This window comes from Cupriavidus sp. 2TAF22, from assembly GCF_052115045.1.
In the GTDB taxonomy this organism is placed as follows: Bacteria; Pseudomonadota; Gammaproteobacteria; order Burkholderiales; family Burkholderiaceae; genus Cupriavidus.
In genome coordinates this window covers 198,794-217,439 of record NZ_JBFRFX010000007.1, presented here as the reverse complement: position 1 = coordinate 217,439, position 18,646 = coordinate 198,794, and the positions used below count along the sequence as shown (strand labels likewise).

Here is an 18,646-nt window from a genome sequence, read left to right as displayed (position 1 = left end):
CATGGCACTCGACGAGCAGGCCCGCTACATCCTTGACATGATCGCGGCGGCAGGCAGGCCGCCGTTGCACACGTGCACCCCGGAGCAGGCCCGGCAGTCCTTCGACTTTCGCCCGCTGGCCGGCCAGGCGGAAGCGGTCGCGCGCGTGGAGGACGCCATGATCGCCGGTCCCGCGGGCGACATCCGGGTTCGCATCTACACGCCGCATGGGGACGGTCCTTTTCCGGCGCTGGTGTACTTCCACGGTGGCGGCTGGGTCGTGGGCGATCTCGACACGGTCGACGTGCCGTGCCGTCGCTTTGCCAGCCGCGCGGGGTGCGTGGTGGTGTCGGTCGACTACCGGCTCGCGCCGGAGCACCGGTTTCCGGCCGCCACCGAGGACGCCTATGCCGCGTTCCGCTGGCTCGCAGGAAATGCGCGCGAGCAGCACGCCGATCCCTCGCGCATCGCGGTTGGTGGCGACAGCGCGGGGGGCAACCTCGCGGCAGTCGTGGCCCTGATGGCGCGTGACCGCGGCGGGCCGCAGCCCTGTTTCCAGTTGCTGCTCTATCCGGTGACCGATGGCGCGCTGGATACCGCGTCATACCGGGACAACGCGGACGGCTACCTGCTCACGCGCGAGAGCATGACCTGGTTCTGGAACCACTACATGGGCGACGCGGACCGGATGCATCCCTATGCCTCGCCCATGCGGGCGGCCGACCATCGCGGCTTGCCACCCGCCTTCGTGGTCACGGCGGAATTCGATCCGCTGCGTGACGAGGGCGAGGCCTATGCACACCGCCTGGCGGCAGCCGGCACCCCGGTCGAATGCAGGCGGTATGACGGGACCATCCACGGCTTCTGCTGGATGCCCGGCGCGCTCGACAAGGGCCGGCAGGCGCTGGACGACGCGGCAGCGGCACTCGGTGCCGCGTTCCTGAACGGCGTTCGCCTGCATGGCATGGCGAACCCCACAACAACGGACGAGAACGCTTGATATGCGACTGGACGGAAAGGTAGCGATTATCACGGGCGCCGCGGCAGGCATCGGACGCGCGACGGCGCTTCGCTTCGCACAGGAAGGCGCGAGCGTCGTGGTCACCGACATCGACCGCGACGGGGCGGGCGAAGTTGCCGCCGCGATCACGGCAGCCGGCGGCCGCGCCGTCGCGCTGTGTCACGATGTCAGCAGTGAGTCGCAATGGACGGACGTGGCGGGCGCCGCTGTCGAGGCATTCGGCACCGTGGACGTGCTCTTCAACAATGCGGGCATCTTCGTCCTCAAGCCCCTGGCCGACACCACGCTCGGCGAGTGGGAGCGGCTGATGTCAATCAACGTCACTGGCGTGTTCCTCGGCATGAAGCACGTCATGCCGCTGATGGCCCGCGCCGGCAGGGGCTCGGTCATCAACGCGTCTTCCGTCGCCGGGCTGGTCGGCTCGGCGCGGTCAACGATGTACAGCGCCAGCAAGGGCGCCGTGCGCGCCATGACCAAGGGTGCCGCCATGGAGTATGCCGCCCGGGGCGTAAGGGTCAATTCGATCCATCCGGGATTGGTGGATACCGCCATGGCAGACTACGCATCGGGCGCCACGGGACACGGCAAGCAGGCGCTCGGCCACGCCGCGTCGCCGATGGGCCGGCTTGGCACCGTCGGCGACGTCAGCAGCCTCGTCCTGTTCCTCGCCTCGGATGAGTCGTCGTATATGAACGGCGCCGAGCTGGTACTCGACGGCGGCTTCACGGCGGCGTAGCCGCCTGCATTTACCGGATAGCGGAGAATCGGCATGAAACTCAAGGACAAGGTCGCCATCGTCACGGGCGGCGCCAGCGGCATTGGCGAGGCGACGGTACGGCTCTTCGCCGCGGAGGGCGCCCGCGTGCTCATCGCGGACCGCTCGGCGCTCGGGAAGACGCTCGCACGTGAACTGGTCGAGAACGGGTACGACGCGCATGATTGCGAGATCGACGTCTCGCGGGAGGACGACGTGCGCAAGGTGATCGACCAGGTGGTGTCCCGCTTCGGGCGCCTCGACATCATGGTCGCCAATGCGGGCATCGCGCATCCTTCGTCGCCGATCGAGGACGTCGGCATCGAGCAATGGCAGCAGATGATGGACATCAACCTGACCAGCGTCTTCCTCAGCAACAAGCTGGCCATTGCGCAGATGAGGAAACAGGGGTCGGGCGGCGCGATCGTCAACATGGCTTCCGTGCTTGGGCATGTCGGCATGGCCGGCGCCGCGTCATACAACGCGGCGAAGGGCGGCGTGGTCAACCTGACGCGCTCGCTCGGCGTCGCGTATGCGAAGCACGGGATACGCGTCAATGCCGTATGTCCGGGTTTCGTGGAGACGCCGCTCATCGACCGCGCGACTGGAGAGCTCCGCGCGCGGCTCGTGGCGGCGCATCCGATCGGCCGGCTGGGACAGGCCGGGGAAGTCGCGAAGGCAGTGTTGTTTCTGGCCAGCGACGATGCCTCGTTCGTGGTGGGAACGAGCCTGCTGGTGGACGGCGGCTATTGCGCACAATGATGGAGACGCCGGATGCCTGAATTGCGCGTTGCCGCCGCCGTTGGCGCCGCTGTTGTCCTCCTCGCCGCCTGCACGGCGCCGCCCGTCCAGGATGGCAGTCACGGCCAGTCACTGGTGATCCCGGCCACGGTGCCGACGGACCAGCAGATCAGCGATGCCTATCTCTACCTGCTGGGCCGGCTGCTGATATTGCGGCAGGAGCGCCAGGACTTCGAGCGCGAGGGACTGCGCTGGAACCAGGTGGTCCATCGCGCGCCGGGCGCGGTCGCCTGGGCGAATCCGAACCTGGACGTGGCGTATTCCGAAGCGTGGGTTGCCGTCGACGAGACATCCTGCGTGCAACTCGACATTCCGAAGATCGCCGGGCGCTATTACACATGGCAGATGCTCAATGGCTGGGGGGAGACGGTTCTCAATATCAACGAGCGCACCTATCCGGCCCAGCCCGACGGCACCTATGCGCTCTGCCTCAAAGGCGCTAAGGTCAGCCTGCCGGCGGGCATCAGGCGCATCGATCTGCCGGGCAAGACCTTCAGGGTCCTGGCGAGAGTCGAGCTGGGCGCGGACGCCGCCGAAGCGGCGCGTCTCCAGCGCGGATTCAAGCTGACTCCCCTGGTCGAGCCGCGCATCGGGCCCCCCATCCAGGTGCCGGTCTTTACCAACAAGGCGATGCCGGGCGCGGAAGCGTTCGACTGGGCCGACGCCATCCTGGATGGTGAGCCGGACATCAACCCGGGCATGTCGACGATCCGTAGCGAAGTGGCGTCGGTCTCAGTGCTCGCAAGGTCCGGCCCGGACGCGCGGGCAAGGCTCGACCGGGTGATCCGTGGGCAGGCATGGCCGGCGCTTCAGTCGCAGGTCCGGAACCTGGGGACGACCCGGAATGGCTGGGTCCGGGCGGCGGTCACCGGTAACTACGGCAACGACTACAAGATGCGTACCGCGGTCAGCCTGGCAGGCATCTGGGCCAACAACAGCGATGAGGTGACCTACTTCGGCCATCGCGACCTGGAAGGCGGGGCGACCTATTCGCAGACCTTCACCGCCGGGCAACTGCCGGCGCAGCACGCCCGGTACTTCTGGTCGGTGACCGCCGTCGATGCACACGACTACAAGGTCATTCCCAATCCGCTCGACAGGTATCTGCTCAACAAGGAGTCCGCGCTGCAGTACAACCCCGACGGCTCGCTGACGATCGTCTATGCACCCGAGCTGCCGGCCGGAACGCCCCGCTCGAACTGGCTGCCCACGCCTCCCGGCAGCCGCTACAACCTGACCTTGCGCTACTACGGCGCGGACGCCGACATAGCGAATGGGGCGACCTTCCCTGCGCCGCTGGTCAGGCGGCAATGAGCCGTTGCGGCCCCGCCGAGGCAACGGAAACCCATCCGGAGAAAAGACGAAAACCATGTTTTGCCGTGCAGCCGCTTCCACGCTTTTGGCGGCCGCGGCGCTACCCGCCTGTGCGCAGTCGGCGGCGCCGGTGCCGGTTACCGTCGACAACTTCGCGCGCGCCGAATCGGATCGGTACTTCGAGCGGGTGGTGAAACGCGGCGCCCTCGGCCAGTTCGTGCATGCGCGCAAGGTCATGCCGGTCGAGGCGCAGACCGTCGTGCGGGGCAACCGCGACACGCTGTACTCGAGCGCCGTGTTCGATCTCGACGCAGGCCCCGTCACCATATCCATGCCGGACGCCGGACCGCGCTACATGTCCATGTCGGTGTACAACGAGGACCACCATGTCGCAGCCGTGCACCTTGGCGCGGGCCGCTACACGCTGACGAAGGAAAACGTCGGCACCCGCTACGCGCTGGTCGGCGTGCGTACGATGGTAGATCCCCGCGATCCGGAGGACGGCCGGATCGCGCACGCCATGCAGGACGCGATCGTCGCCAGCCAGCCCGACGGTCCCGGGCGGTTCGACGTCCCTGCATGGGACCAGGCCAGCCAGGACACGCTGCGCCATGCGCTCATCACACTCGGGGCGACGGTGCCCGATTCCCGAGGCATGTTCGGGCCGCCCGGCAAGGTGGATCCGGTACGCCATCTGGTGGGCAGCGCGATCGCGTGGGGTGGCATCCCCGAGCGCGAGGCGTTCTATCTTATCGTGAAGCCTGAACACAATGACGGCCAGACGGCGTACAGGATAGACGTGCCTCACGTACCGGTGGACGGCTTCTGGTCGATCAGCGTGTACAACGCGGCGGGCTACTTCGAGCCCAATGCGGAGGGTGCGTACACCATCAACAGCCTGACCGCGAAGCACGCGGCCGACGGTACGGTTTCGCTGCGCCTGGGCGATTGCAGGCCGGATACCCCGAACTGCATTCCCGTCACGCCGGGATGGAACTACATGGTGCGGTTCTATCTCCCTCATGCGGAAATCCTCGACGGTCGCTGGACGTTTCCGCTGCCGCAGCCCGTTTCGTGAATGAGGCGTCACCCAACGGGAAGGGCTTCCAGGGGATTGGGGAAGGGTTGTGCCGCTCCAGTGAACGGGCTCCATGTCCGCTTTGCTGAAAAGGCCGTCGCAGGGACAGCAAGCGTGGGCGGCTGCGAAGGGTCAGGTACTGCCCGTCGCGCATCGATCGTGGCCGTCGACCGGCACCGCCGGGTCGCGCGACATCTATCGAGGCGATCTCGAGCGGACGCTATGTGTCGCGCTCCGGGCTCGGCGCCGTCGCGCCGTCTCGTGTCTCCCGCATCGCCTCCACGAACAAGGCGAAGGCCGGTGACGTCAACCGGTGGCTCGCGTAATAAAGGTGATAGCCGGAGATTGCCTGGCTCCAGTCCTCCAGAACACGAATCAGATGACCTGTGGCGACGTACTCGTCTGTGACCAGTTCCGGGAGGTAGGCCAGTCCATTTCCCGCGAGCGCGGCACGCAAGACCATAGGGCTCAAGTTGAATACGCACTGCCCTTGCACTTGTACCGACAGCGCGTGCCCATCTTTCTCGAATTCCCACGGCATCAAGCCGCCGTATGTGGGAAAGCGCAGATTGATGCAGTTGTGTTGCGCGAGGTCCTTTGGCGTGAGCGGTCGCTGACGCGCACCGAAGTATCCGGGCGAGCCGACTACCGCCATTCGGCTGTCCCGGCTGATACGCACGGCGACCATGTCTTTCGCCACACGCTCGCCCAGACGAACCCCCGCGTCATAGCGCTCCGCGACGATATCGATCAGGCGGTGCTCAACGTTTACTTCGACGTGAATATCCGGGTGATCACGCAGAAAGCACTCGAGCTTGGGCCAGATGACCGCTTCGGCGGCGTGAAACGGCGCCGAGATCCGGATCGTTCCCGCGGGCTTATCCCGCAGGACGGACAACGCTGCAATCTCCGATTCAATGTCCTGAAAGCTTGGACCGATCCGACTGAGCAATCGCTCGCCGGCCACAGTCGGGGTAACGCTTCGCGTGGTGCGGGTCAGAAGGCGCACACCCAGACGCGTCTCCAGTGCTCGCACCGTCTGGCTGAGCGCGGACTGGGACACGCCTAGTTGTGCGGCGGCCTTGGTGAAGCTGCCTTCACGCGCAACGATGAGAAAGGCGAAAATGTCATTGAAGTTTTCCCGCATGGCACGTCCCTTGTGACATTCGACAAGCTCATCGCCGTGGCCTATCGGTTGACCATCTTCTGACCTTGAGCCGAGTATCGGTCACCATGGACCGTCACGCGAGAGACAGCGTCCTCGATATCGCGCAGATCATCGACGCTCAACACAATATTCGCGGCAGCGTTGTTTTCCTCGATGCGATGCAATTTCGTGGTGCCCGGGATGGGCACGATCCACGGCCGTTGCGCCAGTAGCCAGGACAATGCGATTTGTGCCGGCGTCACGCCTTTGCGCGATGCAATGGGTGCGAGCATTTCGACGAATGCCCGGTTGGCTTTGCGGGCTTCAGGAGCAAAGCGCGGCACGGTATTGCGGAAATCGCTCGCATCGAACTGCGTGTGCTCGTTGATGGCCCCCGTCAGAAAGCCCTTACCGAGTGGACTGAAGGGGACAAAGCCGATTCCGAGCTCTTCCAGAGTCGGCAGGATTTCCGATTCCGGCTCGCGCCACCACAGCGAATACTCGCTCTGCAGCGCCGCGACCGGCTGGACGGCGTGAGCGCGGCGGATGGCTTGCGCGCCGGCTTCGGACAGTCCGAAATGCTTGACCTTTCCTTCGCGGATCAATTGGCTCACCGTGCCGGCGACGTCCTCGATGGGCACCTGCGGGTCCACCCGGTGTTGATAGAACAGATCGATCCGATCGGTGTTCAGACGCTTGAGCGCCGCGTCTGCGACCTCGCGAATGCGTTCCGGGCGGCTGTCGAGTCCAGCCCTCGGATTTCCATCACGGAAGCCGAACTTTGTGGCGATGACGACCCCATCGCGAAACGGCGCCACGGCTTCACCGAGCACCTCTTCGTTGACGAACGGGCCGTATGCTTCCGCGCTATCGAAGATAGGTGACACCTTGCTCGAACGCTGACTGAATCAGCTTGATCGCGTCGGCGCGTTCCGTCGGCGGCCCGTAGGCAAAGCTCAGCCCCATGCAGCCGAATCCGATGGCGGAGACTTCCAGTCCGCCCTTCCCAAGTTGTCGTGTTTGCATCATCCATCTCCAAGGCAAAGGTACTTCGCAGACGGCAGTCCACACGGCTGCCACGCGGATCCGAACTGTACCTGCCAGACGGTGTGCTGATTAGACCAGCAAAGCCGGATGGACCTATTAGCCTATCTTATGAATCGTGATGCCGATTGTCTAATCGCCTCGAACCGCTCGAACCGCTCGAAGCGCTCGTGGAGACGGCGGGCGTATCAGGGCGATTCAGTGTGGACGACGGTTGCGGCGAGCGGGGGGCGATTCGGCTCTCCCGCTTGAATTGGCCCGGGGTCGTGCCAACTTCGCGTTTGAACATGCGGTTGAACGCAGCCTCGGATCGGTAGCCGATGCAATTGGCAATCTCATGCAGCGAGAGCTCGCCGCGCCGGATCAGTTGCGCGGCCTTGTGCATGCGCCATCGGATCAGGTAATCGAGCGCAGTCTGGCCGGCTTTCTCCTTGAAGCGTGCCGCGAACGCCGAACGGGACATCCCGGCGATCTTCGCCAGCGATTCCAGCGTCCACTCATTCGCGAGGTCGCTGTGGATCGCACGCGCCGCGTGCCTCAGATGAGGATCGGACGTCACGGCGAGCCAACCCGTCCTGGGCAATGCCTGCTGCTCGCAATACGCGCGGACCGCATGGATGAACAGAAGCTCGAAGATCCGCGCGATCATCGCGTCCGATCCCATGTCGCGACGCGCGGTTTCGCGCGCAAGCATCCCGAGGAGGTCCTCGATTGCGCGGTTCGATTCTTCGCCGGCCCTCAGCAACAGCAGCGACGGCAGTACGGACATGAGCGGCGCTGCGTCGCGCGCGTCAATTTCGAAGCAGCCGCTGATAAAGGTCGACGCGGCGCCGCCACCGCCGATCACGATCTTGTCGTCGATCTGCCTCGCCAGGACTTCCGCGCAGTCAAGCAGCGCCGAGCCGGGGGCGTCATAGGTCTCATACGCGCCGCCGTCGAGCGCGATGAACACATCGCCGCTGCGCAGGGTGACCGGGGCTTCGCTTGCGGGCGTCGTCAGCACGCAGGAGCCGCGCACGAGCAGCGCGAACTTGAAGCCATCATCGGCCGGCGATCTCACGCCCCACGGCGCCGACGCCTCGACGCGGGTGAACAGCGCTTTCTGAACACGCATCGACGCGCAGATTTCCGATAAAGGATCCAATCGACCACTCCCGGCAGAAAATTTGTACGATTCGACAAAAAAAATGGACGTTTATAGCTGGAACGGAAGATAGTTTAACCGGAAGATAGGTCCAGGCGAGCGCTCCCCCCTTTTCAAGCGGTCGACAGCCCAAGGCTTGGCAGGCCGGACTGCAAATGAACATTCAAGACAGAGGACAACAAATGAAGGCTGTAGTGATAGACCGCGCTGGCGGTCCCGAGGTACTCAAGTGTGTCGAAATGCCGGATCCCGTGGCCGCGGCGGGCCAGGTGCTGGTCGAGGTAGCCGCCGCCGGCGTGAATTTCATGGATATTGGTGTCCGCCAGGGGAACATCTGGGCTGAGATGCCGTACCCGAAAACGCTGGGTGTCGAAGGCGCAGGCCGGGTCGTGGCGGTTGGCGAAGGCGTAGAGGATATCCAGGTCGGCCAGCGTGTGGCCTGGGTCTATTCCCCGGGYAGTTACACCGACATGGCCGTCGTCCCGGCAACCTCCGTAGTGGCGGTGCCCGATGCAATCGATGATCGGACCGCCGCGTCGATCATGATGGCGGGCCTTACCGCGAGTCACTTCGCGACCGACTTCTATCCTGTGCAACCTGGCGACATTGCGCTGGTCCACGCGGCAGCCGGCGGAGTCGGCCTTCTGTTGACGCAGATCATCAAGCTCAGGGGGGGCCACGTCATCGGTCGCGTGTCTTCACAGAGCAAGGCAGCAGTCGCCAAGCAGGCAGGTGCCGATCACGTCATCGTCGACACAGCCGGCCAGTTCGCCGAAGAAGCGGTTCGCCTGTCGGGTGGCAAAGGCGTGGACGTCGTCTATGACGGGTCCGGCCCGGCGACCTTCCAGGGCTCGCTCGATGCGCTCCGTAGTTCAGGCACATTCTGCTGGTATGGGCCAGTCCTTGGCGGGCCGGGGCCCCTCGACCTCATGAAGCTGCCGAAGAGCATCAAGATCGGCTACGCCGTATTTCTTGATCACGTCCATACGCCCGAACTGCTCCGCTCCCGGACGGCCCGGCTCTTCCAGTGGATCATCGAGGGCAAGTTGCAGATGCCCATCGGCGGTGAATATCGGCTGGAGGATGCTGCAAGAGCCCATGCGGACATGGAAAGTCGCGCCACGACAGGCAAGCTGCTGCTGATTCCCTGAACGAGATCGGCGTTGCTGTCCGCACCGGTGCGAGCGTCGTGCTCAGCGCAATGACCGGAAGCTGCTGCGCATCTCTTCCGTGAACACCATTGGCTGCTCCCAGGCAGCGAAATGGCCTCCTTTGGGCAAGCGATTGAAATGCATTAGCTTGGGATAAGCCTTTTCCACCCAGCTCTTCGGGGCCGCATATATCTCGTCGGGAAACACGCTGACCGCGACGGGGATGGCAAGGTGCTTCGGCTCGAAGAAGTTGAGCTTGTTTTCCCAATACAGACGCGCCGATGAAACGCCTGTGTTTGTCAGCCAGTACAACGTCACGTTGTCGAGAATATCGTCACGGGTCAGGCCTTCCGACGCGCCATCGAACACACGTGAGATCAGCGCCTGGCTGCTTGCGTCGTGGTCGATCATCCAGGCCGCCAGGCCGACTGGTGAATCCTCGATCGCGTAGAGGGTCTGCGGACGGTTCGCCATCTCGAGGGCGTAGCCCAGACCGTGCTTGTAGAAGTAGTCGAGCTGATCATACGCATGCTTCTCATCGGCCGAAAGGCCGGCCGGGGCGGGCTCACCGAACTTGAGCGCCTTGGCGACGTCATCAGGCACCGTGGCAGGCATGTTGGTGTGAATGCCAAGCAGTTCGGGCGGCTTTAGCAGCGCCATCTGCTCGGTCACGGCATTTCCCCAATCGCCGCCCTGGGCCACGTAGCGTGTGTAGCCAAGCTTTTTCATCAGCGCCACCCATGCGCGCGCGGTGCGCACAGGATCCCAGCCGGTCGTTGTCGGCTTGCCCGAGAATCCATAACCCGGCAGCGACGGAATCACGATATCGAAAGCATCGGACGCCGCGCCGCCATGTGCGGTCGGATTGGTGAGCGGCTCGATGATCTTCAGCTGTTCGATGATCGAGCCAGGCCATCCGTGCGTGACGATGATCGGGAGAGCGTCCTTCTGTTTCGATCGAACGTGAATGAAGTGAATGTCGAGCCCGTCGATCTCGGTAACGAAGTTCGGAACCGCATTCAGCTTTGCCTCGATCCGGCGCCAGTCGTAGCTGCTTGCCCAATAGCGCGCCAGGTTCTGCATCGTTGCGAGCTGCACCCCCTGCGATGCGTCCGTTACCGTCTCACGCTCCGGCCACCGGGTCGCCTTGACCCGCCTGCGCAGCTCGACAAGCTGCGACTCCGGAACACGGACGCGAAGTGGACGAATAGCGCTCTTGTCTCCGCTCGCCGCCCGGGAAACGTCAACGATGGTGGCATCGGCCAGGGCGTACTGGCTGAACGATGTCGCCGCAATCGCGGCCGCCGACACGCCGAAGAAGCGGCGGCGTGGCGGGTGTTCGGGAAGGATATCGGGTTCCATGCAAGCTCCTGTCGGCGTGCATCAAGCGCGCGAAGCAATGCGCAAGCGCGCAACCCGCACGATCAAGCGGGTCGCGCATCGTCCGGGGCGATGGCCGGCGCGGATCAGGCCGTTGACGGTTCCCCGTCGGTGAGACGCCAGATACCAGAAGGATTCCGGTGCTTCAGCGCTTCAGGCAACAGCTTGTCGGGAAAGCCCTGGTAACAGACCGGGCGCAAGAATCGCTCGATTGCGCTCATGCCGACAGAGGTGAAGCGGCTGTCGGAAGTTGCGGGAAATGGCCCGCCATGGATCGACGCGTACGACACCTCCTGCGGATGCGAGAACGCGTTGATGACGATTCGCCCTGTCCGGCGCTCCAGAATCGGCAGCAGCCGGCCGGCCATCGCGTAGTCATCCGGGTCGATCTGCATCGTGGTGGAAAGCTGTCCGCCGAACTGCCTTGCCATTGCGAAGAGCTGCGCTTCGTCCTTCACCCGGATGATCAGCGCGGCAGGTCCAAAAACCTCCGCCGACAGCGATGGTTCTTCAAGGGCACGCGCGCCGTCGACTTCGAAGAGCATCGACTGGCCTTCCCACATGCCTTGCGGATCGCCGCCAGCGGCGATTCGTTCGGCCCCGGCGCTGGACAGCCGCTCGAGGTTCCTGCGATACGCGGTGTTGATGCCCGGCGTAAGCATGGTGCGCGCGTGCATGGCTTGCACACGTGCGCGCATTGCCTGCTTCATCTCTTCGTAACCCCGGCCGTTAATGGCAAGCAGGATGGCCGGCTTGAGGCAGGCCTGTCCGACAGTGACAAGCATGCGCTCGGCGAATCCATCGCCAATCTCGCCGCCTCGCGAGGCCAGCGCGGCCGGCAAGACAAAGGTCGGATTGACGCTCGTCATTTCGGTGAAGACGGGAATCGGATCAGGGCGCTGCTGCGCGCGTCGGAACAGCGCCATGCCGCCGCCTTCGGAGCCCGTGAAGGTGACGCCCTTGACAAGCGGATGATCGACGAGCGCCTCGCCGATTTCATTGCCGCCGCCACGCACGAGAGAAAAGACACCTTCATGCAGCCCGGAATCCTTCACCGCCTGCCGGATCACGCGCGCCTGCATTTCGGACGCGCCCGGGTGCGCATTGTGTGCCTTCAGAATGACCGGACAACCAGCGGCCAGCGCCGAGGCCGTATCGCCGCCGGCGACAGAGTAGGAGATCGGAAAGTTGCTCGCGCCAAAGATGGCGACCGGACCGAGGGCGATCTTCTGCATGCGATGGTCCATTCGCGCACGCGGCTGACGCTCAGGCTGGGCGGGATCGATCGTGGCCTGGCGGAAACGTCCCTGGCGCACGACATTCGCGAACTGGCGGAATTGGGCCGCCGCCTTTGCGGCTTCTCCTTCGAGCTGGGCGACCGGCAAGCCCGTCTCGAGCGAAGTCCGTTGGGCAAGCGCCTGGGCGATGGCGTCGACGCCATCCGCGATGCGCTCGAGGAACGCGGCCCGCTCTGCAAGACTGGTGTTGTTATAGCTGTCGAAGGCGTCATCGGCCAGCTTTGCCGCCCGGTCGACTTCCGCGATGCCGCCAAATGCGAACGGCGGCTCGATTTCGAGATTCGTTGCCGGATTCAGCGCCTTCATCGTGCCCGCACCTGGGGCGACTTCCTCTGCACCAATGAGAAGACCACCCGTGAGCGTCATGACTGCCTCCGCTCGACGTCAGACAGGGCAGCGGTCAGCTCGGCCGTCGTCAGAATCGCATGGGCGAAGGTGGGGCCATTGAGTTCATGCGCCGCGCGCATCATTTCCTTGCTGAATGCCGCGGTGGCATCGCGCACAAGCGTGACGTGATAGCCCAGTTCCATGGCAAAGCGGCTTGTGGATTCAATGCAGGTATTCGCCAGCAGGCCGACGATCACGACATGCGTGACACCCTGCTGTTTCAACTGGAAGTCGAGATCGGTGTTGGCGAATCCACTTTGGGCCCAGTGCTCCTTGATGATGATGTCGTTCGCCTGAGGTATGAAATCGGGATGCCATTCGCCACCCCACGTTCCCAGCTCGAATGTGTGGCGCTCCTGGACAAGGCGTTGCGTCGGATTGGGATGATCCCAGTTGTCATAGTCGCCGGGTTGCCAGCGACGGTGCGGCACGTAGAACACCTGGATATTGGCTTTGCGCACGGCGGCGACCGTCGTGCGCAGATTGTCCAGCAGTCCGACTTCGGCGGCGATTTCCTTGATCATCGGAAATACCTTTCCGCCCTCGGACAGAAAGTCGTTGTACGGATCGACCAGCAGCAGGCCGGTACGGTCGGCGCGATAAACAGGATCGGGCATCTCGGCTCTCCATGACATGCAAAGCACCGTGATTACGACGTGCGCGACAAAGGTAGCCGTCGTCCGACGGCTTGCGCGACGCAATTCCATAGCGCGTCACTGTGGCGGGGGCGATGGAGCCCGGCCGATGCAACGCTGCTGGCATGAGCTCAGGCAGGTGGCGCTCATGCAACTCCCGGCCTACAGTGCCCGGACGCTACTTCACTCACTCATGCGGTGCGCGCCGGTTCCGCGTACATGCTCCGCGTGACGCCCGCCCTGCCGAATGATCCAATCGATTCTAGGTGATCGAAAGTGAAAGAGGTAGAAGCCCACGCATGCCGGGAAGATGCCTCGCGTGGCGGTGATGGGCGCTTGCGTGGTGCACTGCATACGCTACCCAAGCTCGCCAGGCACCGCGCCGAAGCCATGTATCAGATGAATTTTCCGGTGATACCACCATCGACCATCAACTCGGTCCCCGTGATGTACGCCGCGGCGTCCGATACGAGAAAGGCGCAAGCATGCGCCACGTCCCACGCGGTGCCCATGCGGCCCACGGGCACCTGACGCGCACGCTCCTGCCTGGCTCGATCGAAGTCTTCCGCGTCGTACATCTTTGCCACCGTGCTGGCGATCCGCGGGGTATCGATCAACCCGGGCACCACCGTGTTGGCGCGGATGCCGTCGGCCGCGTATTCATGTGCCACCAGCCGGATGTATTGCTCGGTGGCGGCTTTCGTCACGCCATACGCGAGGTGGGGATAGCCGAGATAGCGATGGCCCGCGATGGACGAGATGGCGACGATGGCACCGCGCCGCTGCTCCTTCATGCCTGGAAGCACCGCTTGCGCGCACAACAGCAGGCCGCCGACATTGGCGCCGTGTATGCGCGCCATGTCGGCCGCGCTCGTTTCCATGGCGCCACCTACCTTGCCGATGCCGACGTTGTAGTGCAGCACGTCCACCGGCCCGAATGCATCGCGCGCCTCGGCAAAGAGCCGCCCGACCTCCTGCTCGAGCGTCACGTCACCAAAAAGGGCAACCGCGCGGCCGCCCTCTTGCTCGATCAGCCGCAAGGTCTCGCGGGCAGACGCTTCGTCGCAGTCGGCCACCGATACGCTGGCGCCGAGCCGGGCGTACAGTACCGACGCGGCGCGTCCGATGCTCCAGCCCGGTCCGGCCGAACCACCACCCGCAACGAACACATGCCGGCCGTCAAGGCGCAGCGGCATCGGGAAAGCTGTTTCCATGTCTCTTATCCTCACTTAGCGCGGATGATTCATCAAACCACCTCCGCGGCGAACTTCGGCGCAATACGGCCTTCCTCGGTGCGCCGGAAGACCACCCGGACCGGCATGCCGACCCGCACGTCGGCATCATCGATCTCGACCAGGTTGGTCAGCATCGTGGGGCCTTCCGCCAATCGCACGTAGGCCACCGTATAGGGTTGCGCGGCGCGCCGCAACGTGGAGAACGCGTAGACCGTGCCGCGCCCGCTGAGCGGCTTCCATTCTGTCTGGTCGCTGCCGCAGAACGGGCAGATCTCGCGCGGGTACCAGTGCACCTTGCCGCAGTCACTACAGGACTTGCCAAGCAGCACGCCTTCCTCGGCCGCGCGCCAGAATGGCAGGCTCTCGGGGTTGGCCGCCACGTACGGATCTTCCAGAAACGATGTCGGGGTCATTTTTTCACTCCCTTTCCAGAACCAGCGCGGAGTACGCATGGCCACCGCCGAGCACGAGGCCGGGCCCAGATGCCATCGCGATGGAACAGTCCGGCACCTGCACCTGCGGATGGGCTTCGCCTCGCAATTGCCTGACGGCCTCGACGACTTTGGTCATGCCGCCGCGATTCTGCGGATGGTTGTTGCACAGCCCGCCACCGTCGGTGTTCCACGGCAGTTGGCCCTTGCCGGAAATCAGGTTGCCGTCGGCCACGAACGCGCCACCCTGCCCCTTCTTGCAAAAGCTGAGGTCTTCCAGTTGCATGATGACCATGATGGTGAAATTGTCATAAATGGACGCGTACTGGATGTCCTTCGGCCCAAGCCCGGCCTGCGCGAAGGCTTCCGTGCCCGCCTTCGTGGCGCCCGTGACGGTCAGGTCCACCATCCCCCCCTGATTGGTGTGCACGGTTTCGCCGGTGCCCAGTACCTTGACCAAGGGCCGCTTGAGCGAACGCGCCACGGCCGCGCTGGTTACCACCAGCGCCCCGCCACCGTCGGTGACCACGCAGCAGTCCATCTTGTGCAGCGGATCGGCAATGACGCCCGACGCCAATACATCTTCGACCGTGACAAGCTTGGGCAGGAACGCATGCGGATTGTGTTGCGCATGGGTCGAAGCGGCCACCTTGACCCACGCCATCTGCTCCGCGGTGGTGCCGAATTCGTGCATGTGGCGCTGCGCCGCCATGCCGTAGATGGTGGCGATGGTCCACTGGCTCGGGCTGTCCCAGACGGCTTCGGGGCGGTCCGGGCTCAACGCGCGTGGCTTGACGCCTACCGACTGTCCGGTGCTGCGCGGGCGCCCCGCCATGGTGATCAGTGCCACCGAGCACTTGCCTGCCGCGATGGCCGCCGCCGCGTGCGACACCAGCGAAATGTAGGAGCATCCGCCAAGCTCCGTGCCGTCGAGCCAGCGCAGCCGCAGGTTCAGGTAGTCGGCCATCAGCAGCGGCGTGCCGCCCGGCACATCGCCCGCGCAGAAGTAGCCGTCGACATCGGCCAGCGTGAGCCCCGCATCGGCCAGCGCCCCCCTGGCGCATTCGGCGTGGAGCTGGGCGACCGACTTGTCCGGCGCGTGCCGCGTCGGGTGCTCGTAGGCGCCGCAGATATAGGCGTGGGTCTGGTTCATGGTCGGCCTCATCAATGGACGGACCGCGCACCCGCGGTCCAGTGGCGGGACCGCAGCGCCTTCTTGTCGATCTTGCCGAGCGGCGTGAGCGGCAACGCAGCGATGATCTCCACCCGCTTGGGCGTCGCCACGGTGCCCTTGGCCTGGCGCACCGCTGCGGCAATCTCGTCCTCCGACACCTGGCAGCCGTCCTTCAGTTGCACATAGGCCATGACCATCTCGCCCCATTTTTCGTCGGGAATGCCGATCACGGCCGCCGAGGCCACCGACGGATGCGCGCAGATGGTGTCCTCGATCTCCTTGGGATACACGTTGAATCCGCCCGAAATGATCATGTCCTTCTTGCGGTCGACGATGTAGTACAGGCCATCGGCATCCTTGTACGCAATATCGCCAGTGTGGAGCCAGCCGTCCTTGAGCGTCGATGCCGTTTCCGCCGGATTGTTGAGATAGCCCGACATCAGCAACGGCCCGCGCACGCAGACCTCGCCACGCTCGCCGGCCGCCACCTCGGCACCGTCGGCATCGAGCAGGCAGACGCGCATCAGCGGATAGGGGCGTCCGGCCGAAGCCAGTTGCGCATCGCTCAGGCGCGGATGATCGTGCTTGCCCAGGATCAGGATCGAGTTCGGCGACTCCGTCTGCCCGTAGCTCTGGATCAGGATGGGACCCAGAAGATCCAGCGCCTGGCGGATGCGCGAGGGCGAGGTGGGCGCCGCGCTGTAGATCAGCGAATGGAACTTCGACCAGTCGACCTCTTTCACGCGCGCGCAATCCAGCAGCGCGTACAGCATGGTGGGCACCAGCCACGTCACGTTGCAGCCGTATTTGTTGATCGTGTCGATCAGGCCGTCGGCCGAGAAGCCCCGCATCAGCGTAATGCAGCCACCGCGCATCAGCGTGGGAACCACCAGCGATCCGGCGCCATGCGAGATCGGCGCTACGCAGAGATACTTGACGTCGGCCGGCCATTCCTTGGCAGACAGGTCCAGCACCACATTGGTCGCCAGCGCGCGGTTGGACAGCATCACGCCCTTGGGGCGACCGGTCGTTCCTCCGGTATAGGCCACGCGGACCACCAGTTCCGCGTCGCCAAAGGCCACGAGCGGCGCCGGCTGGTAGGCCTGCATCGCGTCGTCCAGCGCGTCGAAACCCGGAATTGCACCCAGCGACATCCATGCCCGCACCTTGCCGCAGCGCTTGCGCAGCGCCTGGCCGCGCGCCTGGTGATAGGCGTCGACGATCACCACGCTGGCACCGCAGTCATCAAGGACGAACTCGTGGTCGGCCTCGCTGCCCATGGCGTGCAGCATGACGGAGCGCAAACCGCGCAGATAGACCGCGGCGACGATCGCAAACACCTCGAAGCGGTTCACGGCCAGTTGCGCCACGGTGTCGCCGGGCTTCAGGCCCAGGCTGTCGAAGTGCTGCGCGATCTGGCTGATGCGCTGGCCCAGTGCCGCGTAGCTGATCGTGGCATCGTCGCTGGCAAACGCCGTGCGCTCGGGAAAGCGCTCGATCGCGCCGATCACGAGGTCCGCAATCGTGCCGCCGTGCGTCAGTTCAGGAGAGAGTTGCATGTCATTCCACCGTTACGTTACCAGCCTTGATCATCTGTTCCCACTTGGGGGTGTCTTCGCGCATGCGTTCCGCAAACGCGTCCGGGGCCACCTGCGCGGGCGCCAGCCCCAGTTCCTCGATTCGCTTGACGATCTCCGGGGACTTCAGTGCATCGACCACGGCGTAGGAGATCGTCTTGCGGATCGGCGCGGGAACGCCGGATGGCACGAACATGCCAAACCAGCCCACGGGCTCGAAACCCGCGATGCCTTCCTCGCTCATCGTCGGCACATTCGGCAGCAGCACCGAGCGCTTCGGTCCCGTGCCGGCCAGCACCTTCAGCTTGCCGCCGCCCAGCTGCGCGCGTAGCGGCGAGATATCGACGAAGGCGGCGTCGACCTGCTGGCCCAGCAACGCCGTCAGCAGCGGCGCGGAGCCCGCGAACGGCACGTGGACCATCTCGAGCCTGTTGGCAGAATTGAACAGCGAGCCGTGCAGGTGCGAGGAGCCGCCATTGCCGTTCGAGCCGTAGCTGAGGCGCCCCTGATGGCCCCTGGCATAGGCGATGAATTCCTTGAGCGTGTTGGCCGGTGACGATGCGGGAACCACGAGGAAGTTGGTGGAGGTGGCCACCTGGGCTACCGGAGTGAAGTCCTTTACCGCCGTGTACGGCAGCTTCTTGTAGAGGCCGGGCTCCTGGATCAGCGCGGTGGTGGAGAGCAGGAGCGTGTAGCCGTCAGGCTTGGCACGGGCCGCCAGTGCATTGCCGATCTGGCCGCTGGCGCCTGGCTTGTTTTCCACCACGACGCTGGTCTTCCAGCGCTTGCCCAGTTCATTGCCAAGCATGCGGGCCACGATGTCCGTGCCGCCGCCGGCAGCAAACGGCACGATGATGGTGACGGGGCGGCTTGGATAGGTACCTGCCGCGGTGTCCTGCGCGGTGGCCAGCGTCGGGCCAAGCGCCAACGCCAGCATCAGGGCACATGAGGTCTGTGTCCACCGCAGGCGCAACATTGCCAAGGTCATGCTTGTCTCCAGTCTGGTTATGTGCCGTCTGTCTCCGCTACGCCAGGTGACCGGTGCGGGCTCGGCTGGGATGAAGTTTTCCGCTTATCACGATCGCTGGGAAGGCTA

Annotated in this window: 16 protein-coding genes and 1 pseudogene; 6 read left to right on the top strand and 11 right to left on the bottom strand. The window is 64.5% G+C overall.

Annotation, left to right across the window (positions count from 1 at the left end; genetic code table 11):
* Nucleotide 1: 1 nt before the first annotated feature.
* Genes AB4Z48_RS11320 through AB4Z48_RS11300 form a run of 5 tightly spaced genes read left to right on the top strand, consistent with a single transcriptional unit; the run spans nt 2 to nt 4,947 of the window.
* On the top strand, nt 2–979 hold the full coding sequence (locus tag AB4Z48_RS11320; protein ID WP_441614020.1) for an alpha/beta hydrolase: 978 nt from the start codon (nt 2–4) through the stop codon (nt 977–979).
* Nucleotide 980: 1 nt separating this feature from the next.
* Complete coding sequence (locus AB4Z48_RS11315; protein ID WP_441614019.1) at nt 981–1,736, top strand: SDR family NAD(P)-dependent oxidoreductase; 756 nt, start codon at nt 981–983, stop codon at nt 1,734–1,736.
* A gap of 33 nt (nt 1,737–1,769) precedes the next feature.
* The gene (locus tag AB4Z48_RS11310; protein ID WP_441614018.1) at nt 1,770–2,516 is read left to right on the top strand and encodes an SDR family NAD(P)-dependent oxidoreductase; all 747 of its coding nucleotides are present in this window, start codon (nt 1,770–1,772) and stop codon (nt 2,514–2,516) included.
* Nucleotides 2,517–2,528: 12 nt separating this feature from the next.
* The gene (locus AB4Z48_RS11305; RefSeq protein WP_441614017.1) at nt 2,529–3,869 is read left to right on the top strand and encodes a DUF1214 domain-containing protein; all 1,341 of its coding nucleotides are present in this window, start codon (nt 2,529–2,531) and stop codon (nt 3,867–3,869) included.
* A gap of 55 nt (nt 3,870–3,924) precedes the next feature.
* A complete protein-coding gene (locus AB4Z48_RS11300) occupies nt 3,925–4,947 on the top strand; it encodes a DUF1254 domain-containing protein (protein ID WP_441614016.1) in 1,023 nt (340 codons plus the stop codon).
* A gap of 220 nt (nt 4,948–5,167) precedes the next feature.
* On the opposite strand, the gene AB4Z48_RS11295 is transcribed toward AB4Z48_RS11300, so the two are convergent.
* The 3 genes and pseudogenes from AB4Z48_RS11295 to AB4Z48_RS11285 form a co-directional block, all read right to left on the bottom strand.
* Nucleotides 5,168–6,094: a LysR family transcriptional regulator gene (locus AB4Z48_RS11295; protein WP_441614015.1), complete on the bottom strand. Its 927-nt coding sequence runs from the start codon at nt 6,092–6,094 to the stop codon at nt 5,168–5,170.
* 41 nt (nt 6,095–6,135) lie between these two features.
* Nucleotides 6,136–7,120 (bottom strand): annotated as a pseudogene (locus AB4Z48_RS11290) (aldo/keto reductase).
* Between the two features lie 127 nt (nt 7,121–7,247).
* Nucleotides 7,248–8,282, bottom strand: a complete 1,035-nt coding sequence (locus tag AB4Z48_RS11285) for an AraC family transcriptional regulator (protein ID WP_441614014.1) — start codon at nt 8,280–8,282, stop codon at nt 7,248–7,250.
* A gap of 155 nt (nt 8,283–8,437) precedes the next feature.
* On the opposite strand from AB4Z48_RS11285, the gene AB4Z48_RS11280 reads away from it, so the two are divergent.
* Nucleotides 8,438–9,433: a quinone oxidoreductase family protein gene (locus tag AB4Z48_RS11280; RefSeq protein WP_441614013.1), complete on the top strand. Its 996-nt coding sequence runs from the start codon at nt 8,438–8,440 to the stop codon at nt 9,431–9,433.
* A 42-nt stretch (nt 9,434–9,475) separates the two neighbouring features.
* Here AB4Z48_RS11280 and AB4Z48_RS11275 read toward each other — a convergent pair whose 3' ends face one another.
* The 8 genes from AB4Z48_RS11275 to AB4Z48_RS11240 all read right to left on the bottom strand — a co-directional run bounded on the left by AB4Z48_RS11275 (nt 9,476) and on the right by AB4Z48_RS11240 (nt 18,538).
* Nucleotides 9,476–10,795, bottom strand: a complete 1,320-nt coding sequence (locus tag AB4Z48_RS11275) for an epoxide hydrolase family protein (protein WP_441614012.1) — start codon at nt 10,793–10,795, stop codon at nt 9,476–9,478.
* A gap of 104 nt (nt 10,796–10,899) precedes the next feature.
* Nucleotides 10,900–12,477 (bottom strand): aldehyde dehydrogenase (NADP(+)), encoded by a 1,578-nt coding sequence (locus AB4Z48_RS11270; protein WP_441614011.1) that lies wholly within the window; start codon nt 12,475–12,477, stop codon nt 10,900–10,902.
* Nucleotides 12,474–13,115 (bottom strand): isochorismatase family cysteine hydrolase, encoded by a 642-nt coding sequence (locus AB4Z48_RS11265; RefSeq protein ID WP_441614010.1) that lies wholly within the window; start codon nt 13,113–13,115, stop codon nt 12,474–12,476. Before AB4Z48_RS11265 ends, AB4Z48_RS11270 begins: the two co-directional genes overlap by 4 nt.
* A gap of 413 nt (nt 13,116–13,528) precedes the next feature.
* A complete protein-coding gene (locus AB4Z48_RS11260; protein WP_441614009.1) occupies nt 13,529–14,347 on the bottom strand; it encodes an SDR family NAD(P)-dependent oxidoreductase in 819 nt (272 codons plus the stop codon).
* A 32-nt stretch (nt 14,348–14,379) separates the two neighbouring features.
* Nucleotides 14,380–14,781: a Zn-ribbon domain-containing OB-fold protein gene (locus AB4Z48_RS11255; protein WP_441614008.1), complete on the bottom strand. Its 402-nt coding sequence runs from the start codon at nt 14,779–14,781 to the stop codon at nt 14,380–14,382.
* A gap of 4 nt (nt 14,782–14,785) precedes the next feature.
* Nucleotides 14,786–15,952 carry a thiolase domain-containing protein gene (locus AB4Z48_RS11250; protein WP_441614007.1) on the bottom strand — a complete coding sequence of 389 codons (1,167 nt, stop codon included), beginning with the start codon at nt 15,950–15,952 and terminating at the stop codon, nt 14,786–14,788.
* Nucleotides 15,953–15,963: 11 nt separating this feature from the next.
* Nucleotides 15,964–17,532 carry an AMP-binding protein gene (locus AB4Z48_RS11245; RefSeq protein ID WP_441614006.1) on the bottom strand — a complete coding sequence of 523 codons (1,569 nt, stop codon included), beginning with the start codon at nt 17,530–17,532 and terminating at the stop codon, nt 15,964–15,966.
* Between the two features lies 1 nt (nt 17,533).
* Nucleotides 17,534–18,538 (bottom strand): Bug family tripartite tricarboxylate transporter substrate binding protein, encoded by a 1,005-nt coding sequence (locus AB4Z48_RS11240; protein WP_441614005.1) that lies wholly within the window; start codon nt 18,536–18,538, stop codon nt 17,534–17,536.
* Nucleotides 18,539–18,646 lie beyond the last annotated feature (108 nt).